The organism is Pseudarthrobacter sp. BIM B-2242 (genome assembly GCF_014764445.1).
Classification (GTDB): domain Bacteria; phylum Actinomycetota; class Actinomycetes; order Actinomycetales; family Micrococcaceae; genus Arthrobacter; species Arthrobacter luteus_A.
In genome coordinates this window covers 225961-240705 of the sequence record NZ_CP061722.1, presented here as the reverse complement: position 1 = coordinate 240705, position 14745 = coordinate 225961, and the positions used below count along the sequence as shown (strand labels likewise).

Here is a 14745-nt window from a genome sequence, read left to right as displayed (position 1 = left end):
CCCACACATAGGGGCCATGGAACCGTTCCGCACCATCACCACCATCGACGAGCTGGCTGCCCTGCGCATTGACTCGATCGTCTGCCCGCCGCGGCTGCCCTCGTCCGCCTACCGCAAGGCCTGGGCCGCGTTCACCACCAGGGACGGCAAGGGCGACCTCTTCACCACCTTCGAGTCCACCCGCGAAGCAGACATCAACGAGGTCTGGGCGGTTCTGACCATGCACTGCCCCGAAGGGCAGCCCTCCGCCTGGGTCCTCTGGGATTCCGCCGCGGAGGCTCCGGCGCCCGTGAAGCCCAGTTCGTGGACGACGGTCATCCCGTCCCGCCGCCCGGCCCGGAAGGCGCACACGTCCCTTGGCTACGCCAAGGCTGCGATCACGCACCAGATGTACAACGGCACCGCCCGTGAAGACATGGTCCTGCAGCAGCTTAACCCTGCCACCGGCACGTTCGAGGACCTGTTCACCATCCCGCAAGGGACCGCCAAGACCAACCTGCCCTGGTAAGGAAACCCATGCAGCCATCCCGTATCGTCCGTTCCGAAGCCGAGCTCGAAGCAGTCGCCACAGACTCTCTCGTCTCAGCCGCCTACGACCTGGACTACATTTACGAAAAGTCAGGCCGCAACAGCTGGGTGGAACCCGGCTGCGACGAAGCCATCCCGACCGCCGCCGTCTGGGAGCTGCTCACCGGCGCCTACGAGACGATCATCCTCGACGAGGACCGGGAAGTCTGGGTCCTGATCGACACCGCGGCTCCCAAACCCGTCAGGCCGCCCCGCGGCCCCGGGTCCCCCGACTTTCTGACCCGGGCCCAGCTGGGCGACCGCGATACCGAATGGGTCACGCACGCCACCCTAGCCGAGGCCCACGCAGAGATCGAGTCCCTGGTCGCCGGGCACCCATCCACCGGGAACCTGCTGATCTACACCCGCCCGGACAAGAACCGCATCGATTTCTACTCCGCCGTCTTCATGCCACCGGAAACGTCCCTGGACGAACTGCCCTGGCGCTCCGGCGTGGCAGAATCGGGTCACGGCTGACCTGCCGCAGCGACCGCAGAAGGGGCATGACATGGCTTGGGGGAAGTCTGAAAAGAAGCCGTCGGACTCACAGCCACTGGCGCCGACATACGACCCTATTGCTCTAGCGAGGGCGGCGTTCGAGAACGGGGACCAGTTCTTCCAGACCCAGATCGCCGTGAACGAGCTGGTAGCTTTCATCCCGAGTCTCGCCAGAATTGATAACAGGATGAATGAATTCGAGGGCGTGGCCAGCCTTCTTGGCCACATCGAGTCCATCGGCTGGCACCTGGAGCACGTCGGGTACACCTTCCTGGAGAAGGCCAGCAGGAGTTCGGCAGGTTCGGGATACGGCTGGAATTGGGGAGCAGGGCAAACCATCGGCATCTACCTGTTCCGGCGCACACAGGCCTGACTGCCGCACTTCTTGACCGGGGAGTGACGCCGGCGGCGCCGTACACATAAGGCGCATGCCTGAACAGATCCTGAAGCCCGTCAGCCCGGGCCGCCTGAACAAGCCCGCCTGGTTCCGTACCCGCACCGCCGAAACCGGACCCGAGACCAAGAACGAGGACGGCTCCGTCACCGCCGACGTCTACCTGGACGGTGAACGCATCGGCTACGTCCGGGGCAGCGCCCTGATCAAGACCGTCCGGCAATGGACGCCGAGCCGTATCGGTGACGGCGTGAACCAGCACGGGACGGCCCGCTTCCAGGCTATCGACGCGCTCGTCCGCACCCACCTGACCGAGCTCCAGCAGCACCCCATCGCCCACCTGAACGCCGCATAGGCCGGCAGCGAAGGGCATCATGACTATCACTAAGGAACAGCTCACCAAGGCAGTCCGTGCCGACGTCCGGGTGGAGCTGAAGTGGGCTGAAGCCCAGGAATGGCAGTACCGCGACGAGCCGGACACGTACACGCCCGAGGAACTGGCCAGGGTCACCGCCTTGCAGGCCCAGTGGACAGCCCTGTCGGAACAGGGCGAGAAAGAGGGCTGGCTCGAATGGAGCGGCGGCTACCGCGACGGTGAGTGGGAGGTCGCGTCCAACGACCGCCACCCCACCCGCACTGTGCCGGTCCGCGAGACGAAGGCGAACCGCACCCGCAGGCTCATCGCGCTCGAGCACGAGATCGAGCAGAAGGTGAAGCAGCGGGTGGCCGCGGAATGGAAGGCCCTGCAGAAGGCCGAGGAAATCACCGCCCGCCTGCGCGGCTGATCCCGCTCCGGCGGGGATGCTTGTCGCCCCCTCCGTACACATGAGGCCCATAGACCCCGACACTCTTACCTGGAGAACCTCATGAGCACCATCATCAATCACGGCTTCCGCCTCGCCGAAGGCACAGACCTTGACTCGTTTACACAGACTGTCCGGGACGTCATCGACCCGCTCCGCGACCAGGAAGACCTGAAACTGGTCGCCATCGAGACCGCCAAGTACATCGACTCCCAGTGGCTCGCCGGCGACCCCATCCTTCCCGGCGCTGCGGCCGCCGCCTACGCCCAGTGGGCCGAAGCACAGGCCAAGATGAGCGTCTACGACCACGACCGCGACCTGAACCGCTTCGAGCTCAGCATCGGCACCGACCCCGGCACCGGCCGGACCATGGTCATTGCCCGGGCCGAAAACCACGTCCTGATGGATGCTTTCGAGGATCTGGGCGGAGTGGAGGAGTACGGCTACTGGGACCACACCAACTCCTACCCCGAGGGCGTCACCGAAGCTGACTGGAAGGAGCGCAAAGAAGCCTGGACACGCACCCTTCCAGGCGTCAAGGTCTCCGACACGATGGCCAGCTGGTTCCTGCGGGACACCCTGGAGATCCGTGAGGAGCTGCGCGACGTTCATGCCATCCTGCCCCACATCCCCGAGGCGGCGGACCGTGCCCGCAGCGCCGGGCTGGACGCATACGGCAACTACCTCTTCCAGGAGCAGGGCGTCGAGGTCATGAAGGCCGTCCGCTTCGTCGTGTTCGCACGGGGCGTGAGCGTCCGTCCCGTCATCGACACCGTGGCCTCCTACCTGCCGGCCCTCACAGCCGAGCTGCTCACCGAGGGCTCCGGCGGCGCCACTCTGAACCCTGGTTACAAGGATGCCGTCGCCGCCGCCTGTGCCGCCCTCTATGAGCAGGACAAAGACGCCCTAGCAGAGGACCACTGATGTCAACCAAGATTCACAACGGCTACCGTCTTGCCGCCGGCACCAACCCGTTCGAGTTCACCCGGCGGGTCCGCACCCTGATCGACCCGATCCGTGACGAGCTCGACGCGGACCTGCTGGCACGGCTCTTCACCGGTGCTGTGGACACCTGTTGGCTCAAGGGCGACGTTGTCCCGCAGATGCTCTCCTTCACCGCCTTCAGCCGCTGGGAGGAGGAGCAGACGAAGCTGAAGGACGAAGACCGGCAGAAGGACCCGAACCGCTTCGAGATGTGCCTCGGGGAGGACTCCGACACGGGCCGCGTCCTCGTCCGTCTCTACACGGATCAGGCCGTCATGGCCGGCGCCTTCGAGTCTATGGATGACGTGGAGCCCTACTCCTACTGGAACAACGCCGACGAACCGCAGGGCACCACCCCGGACCAATGGGGCGAACGCCAGGCCGCCTGGGACCGGGTCATGCCCGACTACACTGCCCCGGCAGAGTCCATGCTGACCTTCACCCTGCGCGGCGAAAGCAACCCGGGCACCATGATGCTGTGCGCCCTGCGCGGTGGCGCCCACGACCCGGTCCTGACGAAAATCCCCGGCCGGACAGAGCGTGCCATCAACATCGCCAGGACCCGCTACGTCCGACTCCTTGTAAACACGTACGGCGTCGAGACGCTGGCCGCCTTCAGGCACAGCCTCACCGCAAGGATCAAAGAGGAACTGGGCACCATCGGCGCCCTCATTGAGCGGGGCCTGTGGGACATCGACCGGGAGCTGCTGGTGGAAGGCGGCGGGGAACGCACCTCCGATCCGGAGATTATTACAGCCCTGGACGCAGCCTGCGCCGGCCTGTTCGAGGCAGAAAAGGACGCCCTGGCACGATGAAATCAACATCACATCCCGTCATCAGTTTCGTTGGTGCCGGTTCGCCCAGGATCAACGCATGATGAGTGGCATGCCTCCCTCCACCCACCACCGGTTCTACCTGACCGATGCCGATTCGATCGTGGAACTGCACTGGCGCGGACCCACACCCCAGCCCGCCCGCAGCCGACTTGCCCGCGTCCTGGCGTTCTTCTCCGGACCCCGCCCGGGGCCACGGCAGGTCGTTGACCACAAGCTCTTCGACCGTGCCGTCGACACCCTGGCCAAAGATGCCGATGCGGCCTTCGCCGCCTTCACCCGGCTCGGCTACGACGTAATGCTCCATGAGCCGGGATTCCGGGCGGCTGCATGACCCAGCCGCAGCATGTCCTGACCGCGTCCGCTGAAGCCATCACCGGCCACCAGTTCCGCTTCAAGGCCGGCGTTCCCGGCTGCAGTTGCGGCGAACAGTTCCCGGAAGGAAGCGGGCATCCGCCGGCGGTTCTGCACGCCGTTCACCTGGCACCCTACGTCGTCGTCAAGGTTCTGCGCGCCGCGGCCGCGGCGCTGAACGCTGAGCTGCCCGCGGCAGACGCCGCGGCCGCAGTGTCGGCCCTGGCCAGTATGGTCCGGAATGAGACCCCAGCCGAACAACGGAAGGCCCTGCAGCAATGACCGCGACACCGGCAACAGCCCGTTCTGAGACGGCCTTCCAGAACCCGCGGGTCTGGGCCATGATCCTGACACTGTTCGGCACCGTCCTGGTCCTGGGCGACATCTGGACGATCATCGCCCTGGATCCCGGTTTCCTCACGACCCTGGTCACCCGGGCGACTGAAAGCCAGGTCGGCACCTGGTTCGGGATCGTCCTGGCGACCGCCTTCGGCGTTTTCGCCGCCGTCCGCTACCTGGCCTCCACGTTCATCGCAGCGATCACGGCACGGCAGAACATTGCCGGCCCGGCACTGGCATCCCTCGCGGTCGTCTCCCTGGCTGCCGGCATGATCACCGGACACCTTCTCGGATACGGGTGCGTCGCGCTACTGATCGCCATGGTGGCCCGGTTCTTCATCGACCCGACCCGCCCGGTGAGCTCAGATTAGGAGTCCGCACACATGCAGCCCATGAGTACAGCAACCCTGACGGAAGCCCCCGTCCCCACACTTTCCCTCGCCGACCGCCTGAACGCCGTGCTGCAGAACCAGGGAGAGCGAACCCTCGGACTCCTGGACCGCTGCGATTCCTGCAGCCAGCACGCGCAGGCCGAATTCACCTTCCTCCTCCCGCAGAACGACGGCACGGTGACCGAATCGGAGATCATGCTTTGCGGCTTCCACACCCGCGCCCATGTCGCCGCGATTATGGAGCGGAACCCGGTCGGCGTCTGGATTGAGCCCAGCATCCTCTGGAAGATCAAGGGCGTCGAGGTACCGAAGCAGGAGCACGCCAAGTCCGGTGACGGCCTGACCGATGCCTAACCCCCAAGACCCGACCGACCTGGACGGGCTCATGGCGCTGCACGCCGAGTCCACGCAGGGCACCTGGGTCGTCATGCCGCAGATCCACCAGGACACCAAGGTCGTCCTTGAAGGCCGGGGCACCTTTGGTCTGATCGCCGAGGTCTCCACGGCACCGGCCGACTACGGGCGGGCCAACGCAGCATTCATCGCCGCGGCCCACCGCCTGCTGCCGAAGCTGGCCGCCGAATTGGCCGAGGCCCGCAAGCAGCTCGCCGAACGGTAGCCAATCCCTTTCCAGGCAACGAAGCCCCGACCGCGACTGGCCGGGGCTTCGTTGTCTACGCATGCTCACGGGAAAGCGCTGTTCTAGCCGTATCCTGGCGCTGCAGTGCCGGGGATGCTCTGGGGAGGTCATGATGCCATTAACAGCCATGCTCGATGGGCAGCGCGTTGACGCGGTCCTTTCGAGCGATGACGAGTGGTTTGAGCTCAAGAAGACATACAAGGTGCGAAGCCTTCTCACCTCCTGTGGACTGCCGGCATTTCCCAGGACTTCCAGCCACGGGCTTCGACACTTCGTCCACAAGGCAGACGCCAAGTGCTCCGTCGCTGAGTGCTGGTCAGAAACGCCTCAACACCGTGCTGGAAAGGCGATTGTTGCGCGCTCTGTCGGTGATGCCGGATGGGTGGCCACCATTGAGCACCAGGCTGACGACAAATCCTGGACCGCGGATGTCCTGGCCGAGAAGGACGGCCGGCGAATCGCCCTTGAAATCCAGTGGTCGAAGCAGGGATCTCCTGAATTCGCCGCCCGCCAAGGGCGCTACGAGCGAGCCGGTGTGGAGTGCTTTTGGCTTGTGCACCGCCGCAACAAGGCATCGGCAGCGGAAGCGGATGTCCCGCACCTTGTCTTTGAAGGAGACCAGCTTCCTCTTGACGTCCTTGCCCATAGGGCATTTCAGGACGACAAAACCACCTCGCTGGCCGATGTCACCGCACTCATCCTTACGGGCGGATTCCAAAAGCGAGCGGAAACCAAGGCTACCGCGGTGACCCTGGAGTATCTAAAAATGGAGTGCTTCGCCTGCAAGAGGGATTCAACGGTCTGGAGGATCGCGTCCCTGGATGTGCGCACACGCTGTCAGCAAGTTGCCCACTTCGAAACAGATTCCTACGGCGCGGCGTGGCCCTTGGAGCGGCTCGAAACAGGCATTTACGAGGACATGATCAATGCGTTTCAGGGCACCGCCCCTCTCTCACCACTACGCATGCACTACTCGAAAACCACGAAGTCCTCCTACCTCGCCTACGGCTGTGGCCACTGCGAGAGGGGCTTTTTCGGTGACTTTTTCATCATGGGCCGCCACGACTGGGAGGAAGTAGCTCTTCCTGTGCGGCGCCGCATACCACTTTCGGAGCGCTTGTTGCAGGATGCCCACATCTGTGAGGACCAGGGGTTCGGCCTATGCTCGCAGCAGCCACGCAAACATTCCGGCCCCGTCTTCTCGGGATACATCAGCAGTCGCCCGGATGCCGACAAGGACACCGGGGAGGGCGGCGACTTCAGCCTGCAGATAGTGGGACAGGACATGTCAATAAGGGAAGCCGCGCTCAGGCTTGCTGGTCTTTGGCACCCGTCTCCCACTGCGCTCCGTGTGAAACCGACTGGCAGTGAATCTTCCACATCTGACGCTGGGGTGGCACAGATTACCGGCAAGAAACATGACGTCGCCCGCGATATTGCTCCGGGCGATTGCGACCTCTGCGGCTTGGGCAATCACCCGGAACACACCTGCCTATGGCGGCGCTATCGCAGTCTCACAAGAGTTCCGGTCGGTAGGCACCATTTTTCCGATGATCTGCATGCCAGGATCATGGATGGGGTCCTTGATGAGGTAGAGGGAACAGAGCTGTTGCGGCGGATGTACGAGCGCGTCTCGGCAAACAAATTGGCCTACGGCAATATCGGTTCAGTCGCTGAGCTTATCGCCCAATCGGATAGCTACTGGGAACGGATGGAGAGGATCTAATCCGTGCTGCCCTACTCTAAGACCCGTCCGGCGCCGAGCTCGTTGTTGGCCAGCTGGCACACGTCGTACCAGCCGCGTGAGGTGCTGACGAGCGTCTTGGTGTAGTCGTCGAGGCCGTACCGGCCCATCGCGGCGTAGAGCGCCTCGCAGACCTGGGTGCGGATCCAGGCGTGCTCGCTGCCCGGTTCGATGGAAGGCTCCCGGCCGAGGTCGATCACGCCGTGCCATTTCCGGGCCAGACCGTTGATGCGGATGGTCAGCTCGCCGGCGTCGTCCTTCCAGACGTCCACGGCCGCCGACGGGGTACGGACGGTGATGTGGGCAATGACTTCGCTCATCCCCGCGCTCCCTCGTGCCGGCTGACCCACTCGGCCATCGACTGTGGCACCGGCGCGTCCATGTTCAGGGCCTTGTGGTCGTAGAAGCCCAGGCGTTCGGCGATCCGCATGATCTGGTTGGGCCGCTCCTCGTGCTCCAGGACGATCATCGCCCCGGCACAGTGCATGGACTTGTCAGTGGTCTCTCCGCTGCCGTCCTCGGCAGAATAATCGAGCGTCTTATGGCAATGGAAGGAGTCCCCTGCCAGCAGGTGGTCGGCGATCTCCTGGGCACGGCCAGGGTCCAGGAAGGCTGGCTGGTCGGTGCGGAACGGACATGCGCCGCAGGGTTGCTTGAGGTTGAATGCGGTGACAGGTGAAGTGGCCATGGGTCCTATGTGTGCGGAGCAGCTCCCTGCCGGCGACGGTCGGGGGCCACCAGACCGTGCCAGGTCCAGGTCAGTTGTCCCGGCCCTTGCCCTTTCCTTCATTGCCCCTGTTTCCATTGCCGTTCCCGCTGTTGCCGTTGCTGCTGTCAAGGGGCACCGGCGCCGGGTCCAGCGGAGCAGGCGCAAGGGCGGCCGGGGCAGGAATGACAGGGGCAGGTGCCGGATCGACGGGCGCAGGGATGGCTGGCGCCGGCTCGGGCACAACGGGAGCTGCCTCCGCCCCGGAGTCTGCCGGCTTAGCTTCGGCTGGGCTGACCGCCGCCGACTGGGCGACGAACTGGGTTCCCGTGAGGTCAGCCCTGACGGCGGCGATGACGGTGGCTATCCGCCGTTGGCGGTCTGCTGAAACTTCACCCGCACCGGCACTTCGTGCCAGGTCCACCGCCAAGACGTCCAGGGCCTTCAGCGCACCGTCCCGGTCATTGGCTGCCACTGCCTCACTCACTCGCAGAACCCGCGCCTGCAGCTGACGTGCCGTGTCGGCCTGCAGGCCGGTCTCGGCAGGCCCGCAGCCGGTAAGGAACGCGGCCAGCGTCAGGGCCGCGATGAACGAGGCGACACCCCGCCGGTACCGACCGGCGCTCCTGGGTGGGGCAGACGTCATGCTTCTACTGTTCTCTTTGGTCGTTGGTGTGATCGGGGGCTTCCCGGCAGGGCTGCGCCAACGCCAAGGATGAGTTATGGCTGGTGGGTGGCTTTGCCGCTACTAATTCTACGGCTCTTGGACATGTTCAAACGACGCGGCGGATCTGCCCGGTCGGGAGCTGAATATGGATAGGCAGGACCATCTGGAGCGGCTCTGTGCCCACCGGCTCGTCGAGCAGGTCGTTGATCGACGTCTGCCCTTCCAGCTGTTTGGCCGCGGTGTCCACGGCACCAACCTAGGCCTGAACACCCTGCGTGCCCGGCTGACACGCAGAAGCCCCGCTTGGACGAACCGGACGGGGCTTCATAGTCGCATCAATTGTCCAGACACCGTCTGGACAATTGGGCCGGGGACTACTTGGCCTTCGGTCCCTTCGGCGCTGCGGTGGCAGGAACTGCCTGGACAGCTACGGTCGAGGCGGGATCCGTGACAGCAGGGGTCTGCTTCGGGCCCTGGCGGTGCTCGGCAGCCTTGGCCTGGCCTGCCGCGCGCTTCTCAGCAGCGTTGGCGTGTGCCCAGGCGCTGTTGCCGGGCTCAGCCGGCTTGACCTTGATGGGCTTGACCGGTGCAGGCTCCACGGGTGCCGGTTCGGTGACGACCGGGTCAGTGACCACCGGAGCTGAAGGCTCGGTCGGAGCCGGTTCAACCGGGGCAGGTTCGGTCGGCTCGGTGGTGACCGGGTCGGACGGTTCCGTTGGAGCGGGCTCTGTCGGTGCCGGCTCGGTGGGCTCGGTGGTGACGGGCTCTGCCGGATCAGTAGTTGCCGGAGCGGTCGGTTCAACCGGGGCAGGTTCGGTCGTATCGGTGGCCGGGGCGGTCACCGTCGTGCCCGAGTCAGGAGATGTGGTGTCGGTGTTTGCCATCGCGGCACCGGCACCTGCACCAACGACGACGGTTGCGACGACGACGGCTTTGCCGGTGGTGCCCAGGGCACCGAGAAGGGTGGCGATTTTAGCCATGTGTTGGTCCTCCCAGAAACAACGTAATCAGGCATGGGGCCACAGGTTTGGGCCCCATTTGCGCGTGACGTTACTTGATAGATGGGAAAACCACATCTCGGGAAAATGATGGTCAAAGAGGGGCTGTTTACCGGGGCCGCGGCCCCCGTGGACGGCCGCCACGGCTCGATTGCCCGCCGCAGTGTTAGTCCCGGGCAGGCAGCACCTTCTTCATCGCGTACTGGGACCGCCCCCGGCCATGAACCACGGCGTCCGCCGGGATCTCAGTACCGAACTTCTTCAAGTACCGGTACATGGTCGGGCGGGACCAGCCGACGGCTTCGGCGGCTTCGGCGGCGGGTGTGCCGTCGGCCAGGAGCTGCCGGACTGCCCGCAGCTTCGTTTCGATGGTTTCCTGTTTGGGTGCCTGCCGTCCGAACTTCACTCCCCGGGCTTGGGCCGCCATCACCCCGGAACGCACCCGCTCAGTAATCAATTCGCGTTCGTACTGGGCCAGGCTGGCGAAGAGGGCCAATTGGAGCCGGCCGTGCGATGACGAAGGATCAACTCCGTCCATGATGGAATGCAGACTGATTCCACGGTCCGTGATGGTCTGGACGGTGTTGATCACATCCACGAGGGAGCGCCCCAGGCGATCAATTCGCCAGACGAAGATCTCGTCTCCGTCGCGGGCGTAGTCGAGGAGCTTGGCCATCTGCGGCCGATCCTTTGCCGCCACAAGGCCAGACATCTCGTCGATGAAGATGCGCTTCTCCTCGACCCCGGCGTCCAGTAGCGCCTCGACCTGCATGCGTGCCTTTTGGTCTGTGGTGCTGACGCGTGCGTACCCGAGTTTCATCCTTTTCTCCTGTCTGTCTCGTCTCACAAACTCTTAAGAGGTCTCAAGACAGTCAAGTGATACAGGGTAGGTGAGACATTTCTGCCCCCGGAATGCAGGGATTTCCGGGTTAGGGGCAGAGGTGCCCTTACCTATAGTTCGTGAGACGGCAGGAGCCTTGCGCTGGCGCATCGTCAGATAGATCAGATCGATGTGCTTGCGAACCTAATCCTAAGCATGCTTATTATGGGTGTAATCGGATGGGGATCCGGGGTGTGAAGGGGAATCGAGAAGGGTGCGCTCAGCGAACGGGGCGCACCTTTTTCGTGCCCGGACAACCGCGGGTCGCGTAGCCTAGGGTCCAACGACTACTGGGGGTAGCAATGGCAAATCTGAGCCCGGCCTTTGGCATCATCGGCGTCCTGTACGCGATCTTCACGATCGTGCTGGCCGGGTTGGCGGTCTACGCCCTTGTGCTGGTCAGCGTCTTCCTCCGGCTCCGGATCGCCGAGCTGAAGCGGGCAGCCCCGCCGAGGAACCCGCAGATCTGATGAAGCAGGTCAAGCGGCCGGCACCGAATCCGGAGTGGGTCCTGATGTACCGCAAGGGCATCCCGACCCCGAAGATCGCCGCTGGCGCCGGCGTCGCCGAGACCACGGTCCGCTACCATCTGGCGATTGCCGCCAAACAGGACCCGGGTCTTCGGGCGGACCACCAGGCGGCCCTGCCGCCGGCTGCGCCGCGGGTGATGGGGTCCGGCCGGCGCAACATGGAAGAGATCCTGGCGTTCTACGAGGCCGAGGGCAGGCTGCCCGTCGCCAGCCGATCCGTCCGGGAAACTGTCCTGGCCGGCTGGCTGGTCAGGCGCCGTGCAGAGGCTGCCGCCGGCACCCTCTCCCCCGCCTATGCCGCCCTCGATACGATCCCGAACTGGCGTGACCAGCCGACCAAACGCGACGCCGACGCAGCCCGGTGGAAGCAGCGCCTGGCGGCGGTCGCCGCCTACCTGGCCTCCGGCAACGACTGGCCGCGGGTCAACAAGACCGAGGACCGGGACGAGCGCACGCTGGGTGTCTGGCTGCATACCCAGCGCATGGACTACCGGGCCGGGAAGCTGACCGCAGCCAAGGAAGCCCGGCTCAACGAGGTCATCCCCGGCTGGCGTCAGGGCAGGATGGGGCGGGGAGCGAACAGCCGGCGGAGCGAAAGGCACCCAGAGTGAGGATCACCATGCCGGTCAAGGACTGGCTTCTCATCGACGCGACCATCGACAACACCGTCGCCATCGCTGCCCAGAACGGCGAAGCAGCCACAGCCGCACACGGAAATGCGATCAGGGAGAGCGGCTGGGAGGCGTCCCGCAGCCATGCCAAGGCTGGGCAGGGACCCGTTGGCTGGCCGCCGGAGGACGAGGAACTGAGCCTCGATCTGACGGCCGAGTCATGGCACTTCGTCGTCGAGCAGCTGCGCCGGTGGGACAATGTGGACGACCTTATGAGCCCCCGCAGCGAAGGGGATGCGGAGTCAAGGAAGCAGGTCCTGGCACGCAAGCTGGAAGAGCGCGTCAGCTGATGCCGACGAGGTCTATCCCGGCGTGCTACGAGGTCGAATGCCGGTAGAGTGCGGTCCATGACATTGGGGGATGCCGCCGTTGCGGCAACGGATCCGCGGGCACCAGCCTTCGGCTATGCGCAGCGCCGGACGTGGGTCTTCTTTGCCTGGTGGTACGGGGCCGTGATCGCGATCCCCGGGGCGACCGATGCGGGGCTGTCCGGGCTGCTCGGCCAGGACCCCGAGCGGGGTATCGTCACGATGGCCCTGGGCGCAGCCATTTCCGCCCTGGGATGGCTCGTGACGCTGGGTGTGCGGTTCACGCGAAGGCCCCCGAAGCCTGCCTCCGACATCCCGCGGGTAGAGCAAGCCATCCGTATCAATCCACGCGTGGTGAAATTCGCCGTGGTCGGTTCATTCGTCATCGCCGCCGGCCTGCTCCTGCTCGCACCCAGCAGCCGGTCTCCAGAGACGATCCCCATCATTGGCGTCATCGCGGCAGCGCAACTGGCCATTGCCGGCGGCGTGGCCTACTCGGGCTGGCTTCTCAAGAACAGCGGCGAGCTGTACTCCCGATGGCTCGAACGCAGGATTCAACCATGAGCGGCCCGCAACGTACCGTCGGAGCTGTCCGGGACGAGATTTTAGCTGCAACAGCAGAGGTGCGCGCCGTCGCCCAATTAGAACAGGACAAGCCACGGGCCCACGCCGCCGACTGGCTCGACGGACAGTTCACCGGAATCGCCGACCGGAGGGCTCTTCGTGAGGCCGCCTCAGATGCCCTGAGCAGCCTTTACCGAGGCGGGATGGGATCGTTCCAAGACGTCGGCACGGAAGCGTCATCACGGGCTGTCCGAAGACTGTACCTGGCGCTTCGCCGTGCGCGATCTTGGTTTCTGCGCAACTCCCGGTCTGGCACACGCTAAGAAAAGGCCATCCATACGGTCGAAGCGATCAGGCCGGTTTGGCCACCGAAAGGGACACATGAAAAGCGGCCTTGTTGCAGCCTTCTGCGCACTGGTCTTGGCGCCCACGTTGATCTCCTGTGTGCCAGTACAGCGTACCGACCAGACCGAAACGCTGAGGGAGCTTAAGCCAATGATCCGCTCCGCGGTGGATGACATCGAGGCAATGTTTCCGGAAGCATCGGTCCGTACCTCAGATAACCTCGATGAGCTATCAAGCTGTGCGCGGCCCAAGGACGATAGTCACGACGGGGAGTGGCTGGTTAGTGAATGGACGTGGATCGACATCGGCAGCGGGCGGAACCAGGCTCAACTTCTTGATGACATCAAGAAAGACATGGCATCCGACGGATGGACACCCGGTGATAACCACTTCACCAACGGCACTGATCGGCTCGAACTGGCACACCCAGACGGCGGGTATATCTTCCTGTCCTTTGACGCCAGCTCATCGAACACACTGGAAATACACTCCATGTCTGACTGCTACTACCTCCCAGACTATGGCTATAAGGACGACTTTCAGTAAGGGAAGCGCTGCGCGGGTCAGTTCCTGGGCAACACACGACCAGGCCGGCCCGGGCCGCAAGCAGCTCAGGCTCACCGAGCAGGGCCCGCATCGCGCCCGACTAGCTACTCTGGTTCCCCGCCCTGGTCCCTCAGGTCTCCGGCCGCGATGCGTTCGGCAGTGAGCCGATAGGCCTCGGCGATGTAGTCCTCGATGTCGTTGGCCCCGATGCGCCAGACACCCCGACCCCCGACCTGGATTCCACGAAGCTCCCCAGTCCGGATCAGGGCCCGGATCTGGTTCTGGTTCACGTTCAGCTCTTCGGCCGTCTGCGCAATGGTCAGGAAGCGCAGTTTCTTCGGTTCGTCGGTCACCCGGCCATCCTATGTGCCAGCCCTTCCGGCTCCCCGGTTATCTCCCCTTGCCGGCGACGAACGCCTCGACTCCCGCCACGTGCCCTTCAGTGAGACCGCTGGCGGGGTCGGGCTGTTCCATGTGGACCGGCTGGTCATGCTCCCCGGCCCACGTCCTGGCGTCAGGTCCGAGGACGTCGTCAACCCAGACGACGGAGTCCCAGTCGGATTCATCGGTGGCGCCCATCCGGTAGAGCCACCGCTTCACCGATGTCAGTTTCGGGGTTGGGACGTCCGCGTCGGCCGGACGGAACACCATGGTCACCCGGAGAGGCTCCGTATCGAGACCCAGCTGGGCCTCCAGTCCGGCAACCATGTCTGCCGGCCAGGTCGATACCCAGGCGATCTTCCCGCTGCGGGCCAGACGCCGGACCAGGGCCCGTTTCGCGTGCGAGAGCAGCAGCACCGGCCGGTCGCCGCCACTGCCCGGACATACCGACGGGTTGAGGACCCCGTCGATGTCGAGCAGGATGACCGGCTTCATTGGGCCCCCACCGTTCCGGGCGTCGGACAACGGTTCGTTCTTCGTCATGTTCCCCCCGCCCCCCATAAGCTCTTTGGCATTCTAGCCCTGCGGACGCAGCCGCGAA

26 protein-coding genes are annotated in these 14745 nt (G+C 64.7%); 18 read left to right on the top strand and 8 right to left on the bottom strand.

Going from position 1 to position 14745, the window contains the following annotated elements:
• Nucleotides 1–16: 16 nt before the first annotated feature.
• The 13 genes from IDT60_RS21850 to IDT60_RS21790 all read left to right on the top strand — a co-directional run bounded on the left by IDT60_RS21850 (nucleotide 17) and on the right by IDT60_RS21790 (nucleotide 7530).
• Nucleotides 17–508, top strand: a complete 492-nt coding sequence (locus tag IDT60_RS21850; RefSeq protein ID WP_191082099.1) for a hypothetical protein — start codon at nucleotides 17–19, stop codon at nucleotides 506–508.
• Between the two features lie 8 nt (nucleotides 509–516).
• On the top strand, nucleotides 517–1044 hold the full coding sequence (locus tag IDT60_RS21845) for a hypothetical protein (RefSeq protein ID WP_191082098.1): 528 nt from the start codon (nucleotides 517–519) through the stop codon (nucleotides 1042–1044).
• Between the two features lie 31 nt (nucleotides 1045–1075).
• On the top strand, nucleotides 1076–1438 hold the full coding sequence (locus tag IDT60_RS21840; protein ID WP_191082097.1) for a hypothetical protein: 363 nt from the start codon (nucleotides 1076–1078) through the stop codon (nucleotides 1436–1438).
• A gap of 55 nt (nucleotides 1439–1493) precedes the next feature.
• Nucleotides 1494–1814, top strand: a complete 321-nt coding sequence (locus tag IDT60_RS21835; RefSeq protein WP_191082096.1) for a hypothetical protein — start codon at nucleotides 1494–1496, stop codon at nucleotides 1812–1814.
• A gap of 19 nt (nucleotides 1815–1833) precedes the next feature.
• Complete coding sequence (locus tag IDT60_RS21830) at nucleotides 1834–2244, top strand: hypothetical protein (RefSeq protein ID WP_191082095.1); 411 nt, start codon at nucleotides 1834–1836, stop codon at nucleotides 2242–2244.
• An 81-nt stretch (nucleotides 2245–2325) separates the two neighbouring features.
• Nucleotides 2326–3186 carry a hypothetical protein gene (locus IDT60_RS21825; RefSeq protein ID WP_191082094.1) on the top strand — a complete coding sequence of 287 codons (861 nt, stop codon included), beginning with the start codon at nucleotides 2326–2328 and terminating at the stop codon, nucleotides 3184–3186.
• Nucleotides 3186–4061 carry a hypothetical protein gene (locus IDT60_RS21820; RefSeq protein ID WP_191082093.1) on the top strand — a complete coding sequence of 292 codons (876 nt, stop codon included), beginning with the start codon at nucleotides 3186–3188 and terminating at the stop codon, nucleotides 4059–4061. Before IDT60_RS21825 ends, IDT60_RS21820 begins: the two co-directional genes overlap by 1 nt.
• A 70-nt stretch (nucleotides 4062–4131) precedes the next feature.
• Nucleotides 4132–4413: a hypothetical protein gene (locus IDT60_RS21815; protein WP_191082092.1), complete on the top strand. Its 282-nt coding sequence runs from the start codon at nucleotides 4132–4134 to the stop codon at nucleotides 4411–4413.
• Nucleotides 4410–4715 (top strand): hypothetical protein, encoded by a 306-nt coding sequence (locus IDT60_RS21810; protein WP_191082091.1) that lies wholly within the window; start codon nucleotides 4410–4412, stop codon nucleotides 4713–4715. Before IDT60_RS21815 ends, IDT60_RS21810 begins: the two co-directional genes overlap by 4 nt.
• The gene (locus tag IDT60_RS21805) at nucleotides 4712–5143 is read left to right on the top strand and encodes a hypothetical protein (RefSeq protein ID WP_191082090.1); all 432 of its coding nucleotides are present in this window, start codon (nucleotides 4712–4714) and stop codon (nucleotides 5141–5143) included. Before IDT60_RS21810 ends, IDT60_RS21805 begins: the two co-directional genes overlap by 4 nt.
• 21 nt (nucleotides 5144–5164) lie before the next feature.
• Nucleotides 5165–5518, top strand: a complete 354-nt coding sequence (locus IDT60_RS21800; protein ID WP_223884029.1) for a hypothetical protein — start codon at nucleotides 5165–5167, stop codon at nucleotides 5516–5518.
• Entirely contained in the window at nucleotides 5511–5783 is a 273-nt protein-coding gene (locus tag IDT60_RS21795; protein WP_191082088.1) for a hypothetical protein, read from the top strand. Before IDT60_RS21800 ends, IDT60_RS21795 begins: the two co-directional genes overlap by 8 nt.
• Nucleotides 5784–5931: 148 nt before the next feature.
• The gene (locus IDT60_RS21790; protein ID WP_223884028.1) at nucleotides 5932–7530 is read left to right on the top strand and encodes a competence protein CoiA; all 1599 of its coding nucleotides are present in this window, start codon (nucleotides 5932–5934) and stop codon (nucleotides 7528–7530) included.
• Nucleotides 7531–7541: 11 nt separating this feature from the next.
• Here IDT60_RS21790 and IDT60_RS21785 read toward each other — a convergent pair whose 3' ends face one another.
• From IDT60_RS21785 to IDT60_RS21760, 6 genes are all read right to left on the bottom strand, one after another.
• The gene (locus IDT60_RS21785) at nucleotides 7542–7868 is read right to left on the bottom strand and encodes a hypothetical protein (RefSeq protein WP_191082086.1); all 327 of its coding nucleotides are present in this window, start codon (nucleotides 7866–7868) and stop codon (nucleotides 7542–7544) included.
• Entirely contained in the window at nucleotides 7865–8236 is a 372-nt protein-coding gene (locus tag IDT60_RS21780; RefSeq protein ID WP_191082085.1) for a hypothetical protein, read from the bottom strand. The genes IDT60_RS21785 and IDT60_RS21780 overlap by 4 nt, the downstream gene beginning before the upstream one ends.
• 70 nt (nucleotides 8237–8306) lie before the next feature.
• Nucleotides 8307–8900, bottom strand: coding sequence for a hypothetical protein (locus tag IDT60_RS21775; RefSeq protein WP_191082084.1), 594 nt, complete (start codon nucleotides 8898–8900; stop codon nucleotides 8307–8309).
• A 127-nt stretch (nucleotides 8901–9027) separates the two neighbouring features.
• Nucleotides 9028–9168 (bottom strand): hypothetical protein, encoded by a 141-nt coding sequence (locus IDT60_RS21770; RefSeq protein WP_191082083.1) that lies wholly within the window; start codon nucleotides 9166–9168, stop codon nucleotides 9028–9030.
• 127 nt (nucleotides 9169–9295) lie between these two features.
• Entirely contained in the window at nucleotides 9296–9901 is a 606-nt protein-coding gene (locus IDT60_RS21765) for a hypothetical protein (RefSeq protein ID WP_191082082.1), read from the bottom strand.
• Between the two features lie 184 nt (nucleotides 9902–10085).
• Nucleotides 10086–10739, bottom strand: coding sequence for a recombinase family protein (locus tag IDT60_RS21760; RefSeq protein WP_191082081.1), 654 nt, complete (start codon nucleotides 10737–10739; stop codon nucleotides 10086–10088).
• 362 nt (nucleotides 10740–11101) lie between these two features.
• Here IDT60_RS21760 and IDT60_RS21755 point away from each other — a divergent pair, with 362 nt between their 5' ends.
• The 5 genes from IDT60_RS21755 to IDT60_RS21735 all read left to right on the top strand — a co-directional run bounded on the left by IDT60_RS21755 (nucleotide 11102) and on the right by IDT60_RS21735 (nucleotide 13763).
• The gene (locus IDT60_RS21755) at nucleotides 11102–11269 is read left to right on the top strand and encodes a hypothetical protein (RefSeq protein ID WP_191082080.1); all 168 of its coding nucleotides are present in this window, start codon (nucleotides 11102–11104) and stop codon (nucleotides 11267–11269) included.
• Nucleotides 11269–11940: a helicase associated domain-containing protein gene (locus tag IDT60_RS21750; protein WP_191082079.1), complete on the top strand. Its 672-nt coding sequence runs from the start codon at nucleotides 11269–11271 to the stop codon at nucleotides 11938–11940. The genes IDT60_RS21755 and IDT60_RS21750 overlap by 1 nt, the downstream gene beginning before the upstream one ends.
• On the top strand, nucleotides 11937–12290 hold the full coding sequence (locus IDT60_RS21745) for a hypothetical protein (RefSeq protein ID WP_191082078.1): 354 nt from the start codon (nucleotides 11937–11939) through the stop codon (nucleotides 12288–12290). The genes IDT60_RS21750 and IDT60_RS21745 overlap by 4 nt, the downstream gene beginning before the upstream one ends.
• 57 nt (nucleotides 12291–12347) lie before the next feature.
• On the top strand, nucleotides 12348–12872 hold the full coding sequence (locus tag IDT60_RS21740) for a hypothetical protein (protein WP_191082077.1): 525 nt from the start codon (nucleotides 12348–12350) through the stop codon (nucleotides 12870–12872).
• Nucleotides 12873–13253: 381 nt separating this feature from the next.
• A complete protein-coding gene (locus tag IDT60_RS21735; protein WP_191082076.1) occupies nucleotides 13254–13763 on the top strand; it encodes a hypothetical protein in 510 nt (169 codons plus the stop codon).
• Nucleotides 13764–13867: 104 nt separating this feature from the next.
• Here IDT60_RS21735 and IDT60_RS21730 read toward each other — a convergent pair whose 3' ends face one another.
• Both IDT60_RS21730 and IDT60_RS21725 read right to left on the bottom strand, forming a co-directional pair.
• On the bottom strand, nucleotides 13868–14116 hold the full coding sequence (locus tag IDT60_RS21730) for a helix-turn-helix domain-containing protein (RefSeq protein WP_191082075.1): 249 nt from the start codon (nucleotides 14114–14116) through the stop codon (nucleotides 13868–13870).
• A gap of 37 nt (nucleotides 14117–14153) precedes the next feature.
• Nucleotides 14154–14687, bottom strand: coding sequence for an HAD domain-containing protein (locus IDT60_RS21725; RefSeq protein ID WP_191082074.1), 534 nt, complete (start codon nucleotides 14685–14687; stop codon nucleotides 14154–14156).
• Nucleotides 14688–14745: the final 58 nt, after the last annotated feature.

Bases quoted from the DNA above. Each gene is read 5' to 3' on its own strand.
- IDT60_RS21850 (WP_191082099.1), top strand. From the start codon at position 17: ATGGAACCGTTCCGCACCATCACCACCATCGACGAGCTGGCTGCCCTG.
- IDT60_RS21845 (WP_191082098.1), top strand. From the start codon at position 517: ATGCAGCCATCCCGTATCGTCCGTTCCGAAGCCGAGCTCGAAGCAGTC.
- IDT60_RS21840 (WP_191082097.1), top strand. From the start codon at position 1,076: ATGGCTTGGGGGAAGTCTGAAAAGAAGCCGTCGGACTCACAGCCACTG.
- IDT60_RS21835 (WP_191082096.1), top strand. From the start codon at position 1,494: ATGCCTGAACAGATCCTGAAGCCCGTCAGCCCGGGCCGCCTGAACAAG.
- IDT60_RS21830 (WP_191082095.1), top strand. From the start codon at position 1,834: ATGACTATCACTAAGGAACAGCTCACCAAGGCAGTCCGTGCCGACGTC.
- IDT60_RS21825 (WP_191082094.1), top strand. From the start codon at position 2,326: ATGAGCACCATCATCAATCACGGCTTCCGCCTCGCCGAAGGCACAGAC.
- IDT60_RS21820 (WP_191082093.1), top strand. From the start codon at position 3,186: ATGTCAACCAAGATTCACAACGGCTACCGTCTTGCCGCCGGCACCAAC.
- IDT60_RS21815 (WP_191082092.1), top strand. From the start codon at position 4,132: ATGCCTCCCTCCACCCACCACCGGTTCTACCTGACCGATGCCGATTCG.
- IDT60_RS21810 (WP_191082091.1), top strand. From the start codon at position 4,410: ATGACCCAGCCGCAGCATGTCCTGACCGCGTCCGCTGAAGCCATCACC.
- IDT60_RS21805 (WP_191082090.1), top strand. From the start codon at position 4,712: ATGACCGCGACACCGGCAACAGCCCGTTCTGAGACGGCCTTCCAGAAC.
- IDT60_RS21800 (WP_223884029.1), top strand. From the start codon at position 5,165: ATGAGTACAGCAACCCTGACGGAAGCCCCCGTCCCCACACTTTCCCTC.
- IDT60_RS21795 (WP_191082088.1), top strand. From the start codon at position 5,511: ATGCCTAACCCCCAAGACCCGACCGACCTGGACGGGCTCATGGCGCTG.
- IDT60_RS21790 (WP_223884028.1), top strand. From the start codon at position 5,932: ATGCTCGATGGGCAGCGCGTTGACGCGGTCCTTTCGAGCGATGACGAG.
- IDT60_RS21785 (WP_191082086.1), bottom strand. From the start codon at position 7,868: ATGAGCGAAGTCATTGCCCACATCACCGTCCGTACCCCGTCGGCGGCC.
- IDT60_RS21780 (WP_191082085.1), bottom strand. From the start codon at position 8,236: ATGGCCACTTCACCTGTCACCGCATTCAACCTCAAGCAACCCTGCGGC.
- IDT60_RS21775 (WP_191082084.1), bottom strand. From the start codon at position 8,900: ATGACGTCTGCCCCACCCAGGAGCGCCGGTCGGTACCGGCGGGGTGTC.
- IDT60_RS21765 (WP_191082082.1), bottom strand. From the start codon at position 9,901: ATGGCTAAAATCGCCACCCTTCTCGGTGCCCTGGGCACCACCGGCAAA.
- IDT60_RS21760 (WP_191082081.1), bottom strand. From the start codon at position 10,739: ATGAAACTCGGGTACGCACGCGTCAGCACCACAGACCAAAAGGCACGC.
- IDT60_RS21755 (WP_191082080.1), top strand. From the start codon at position 11,102: ATGGCAAATCTGAGCCCGGCCTTTGGCATCATCGGCGTCCTGTACGCG.
- IDT60_RS21750 (WP_191082079.1), top strand. From the start codon at position 11,269: ATGAAGCAGGTCAAGCGGCCGGCACCGAATCCGGAGTGGGTCCTGATG.
- IDT60_RS21740 (WP_191082077.1), top strand. From the start codon at position 12,348: ATGACATTGGGGGATGCCGCCGTTGCGGCAACGGATCCGCGGGCACCA.
- IDT60_RS21735 (WP_191082076.1), top strand. From the start codon at position 13,254: ATGAAAAGCGGCCTTGTTGCAGCCTTCTGCGCACTGGTCTTGGCGCCC.
- IDT60_RS21725 (WP_191082074.1), bottom strand. From the start codon at position 14,687: ATGACGAAGAACGAACCGTTGTCCGACGCCCGGAACGGTGGGGGCCCA.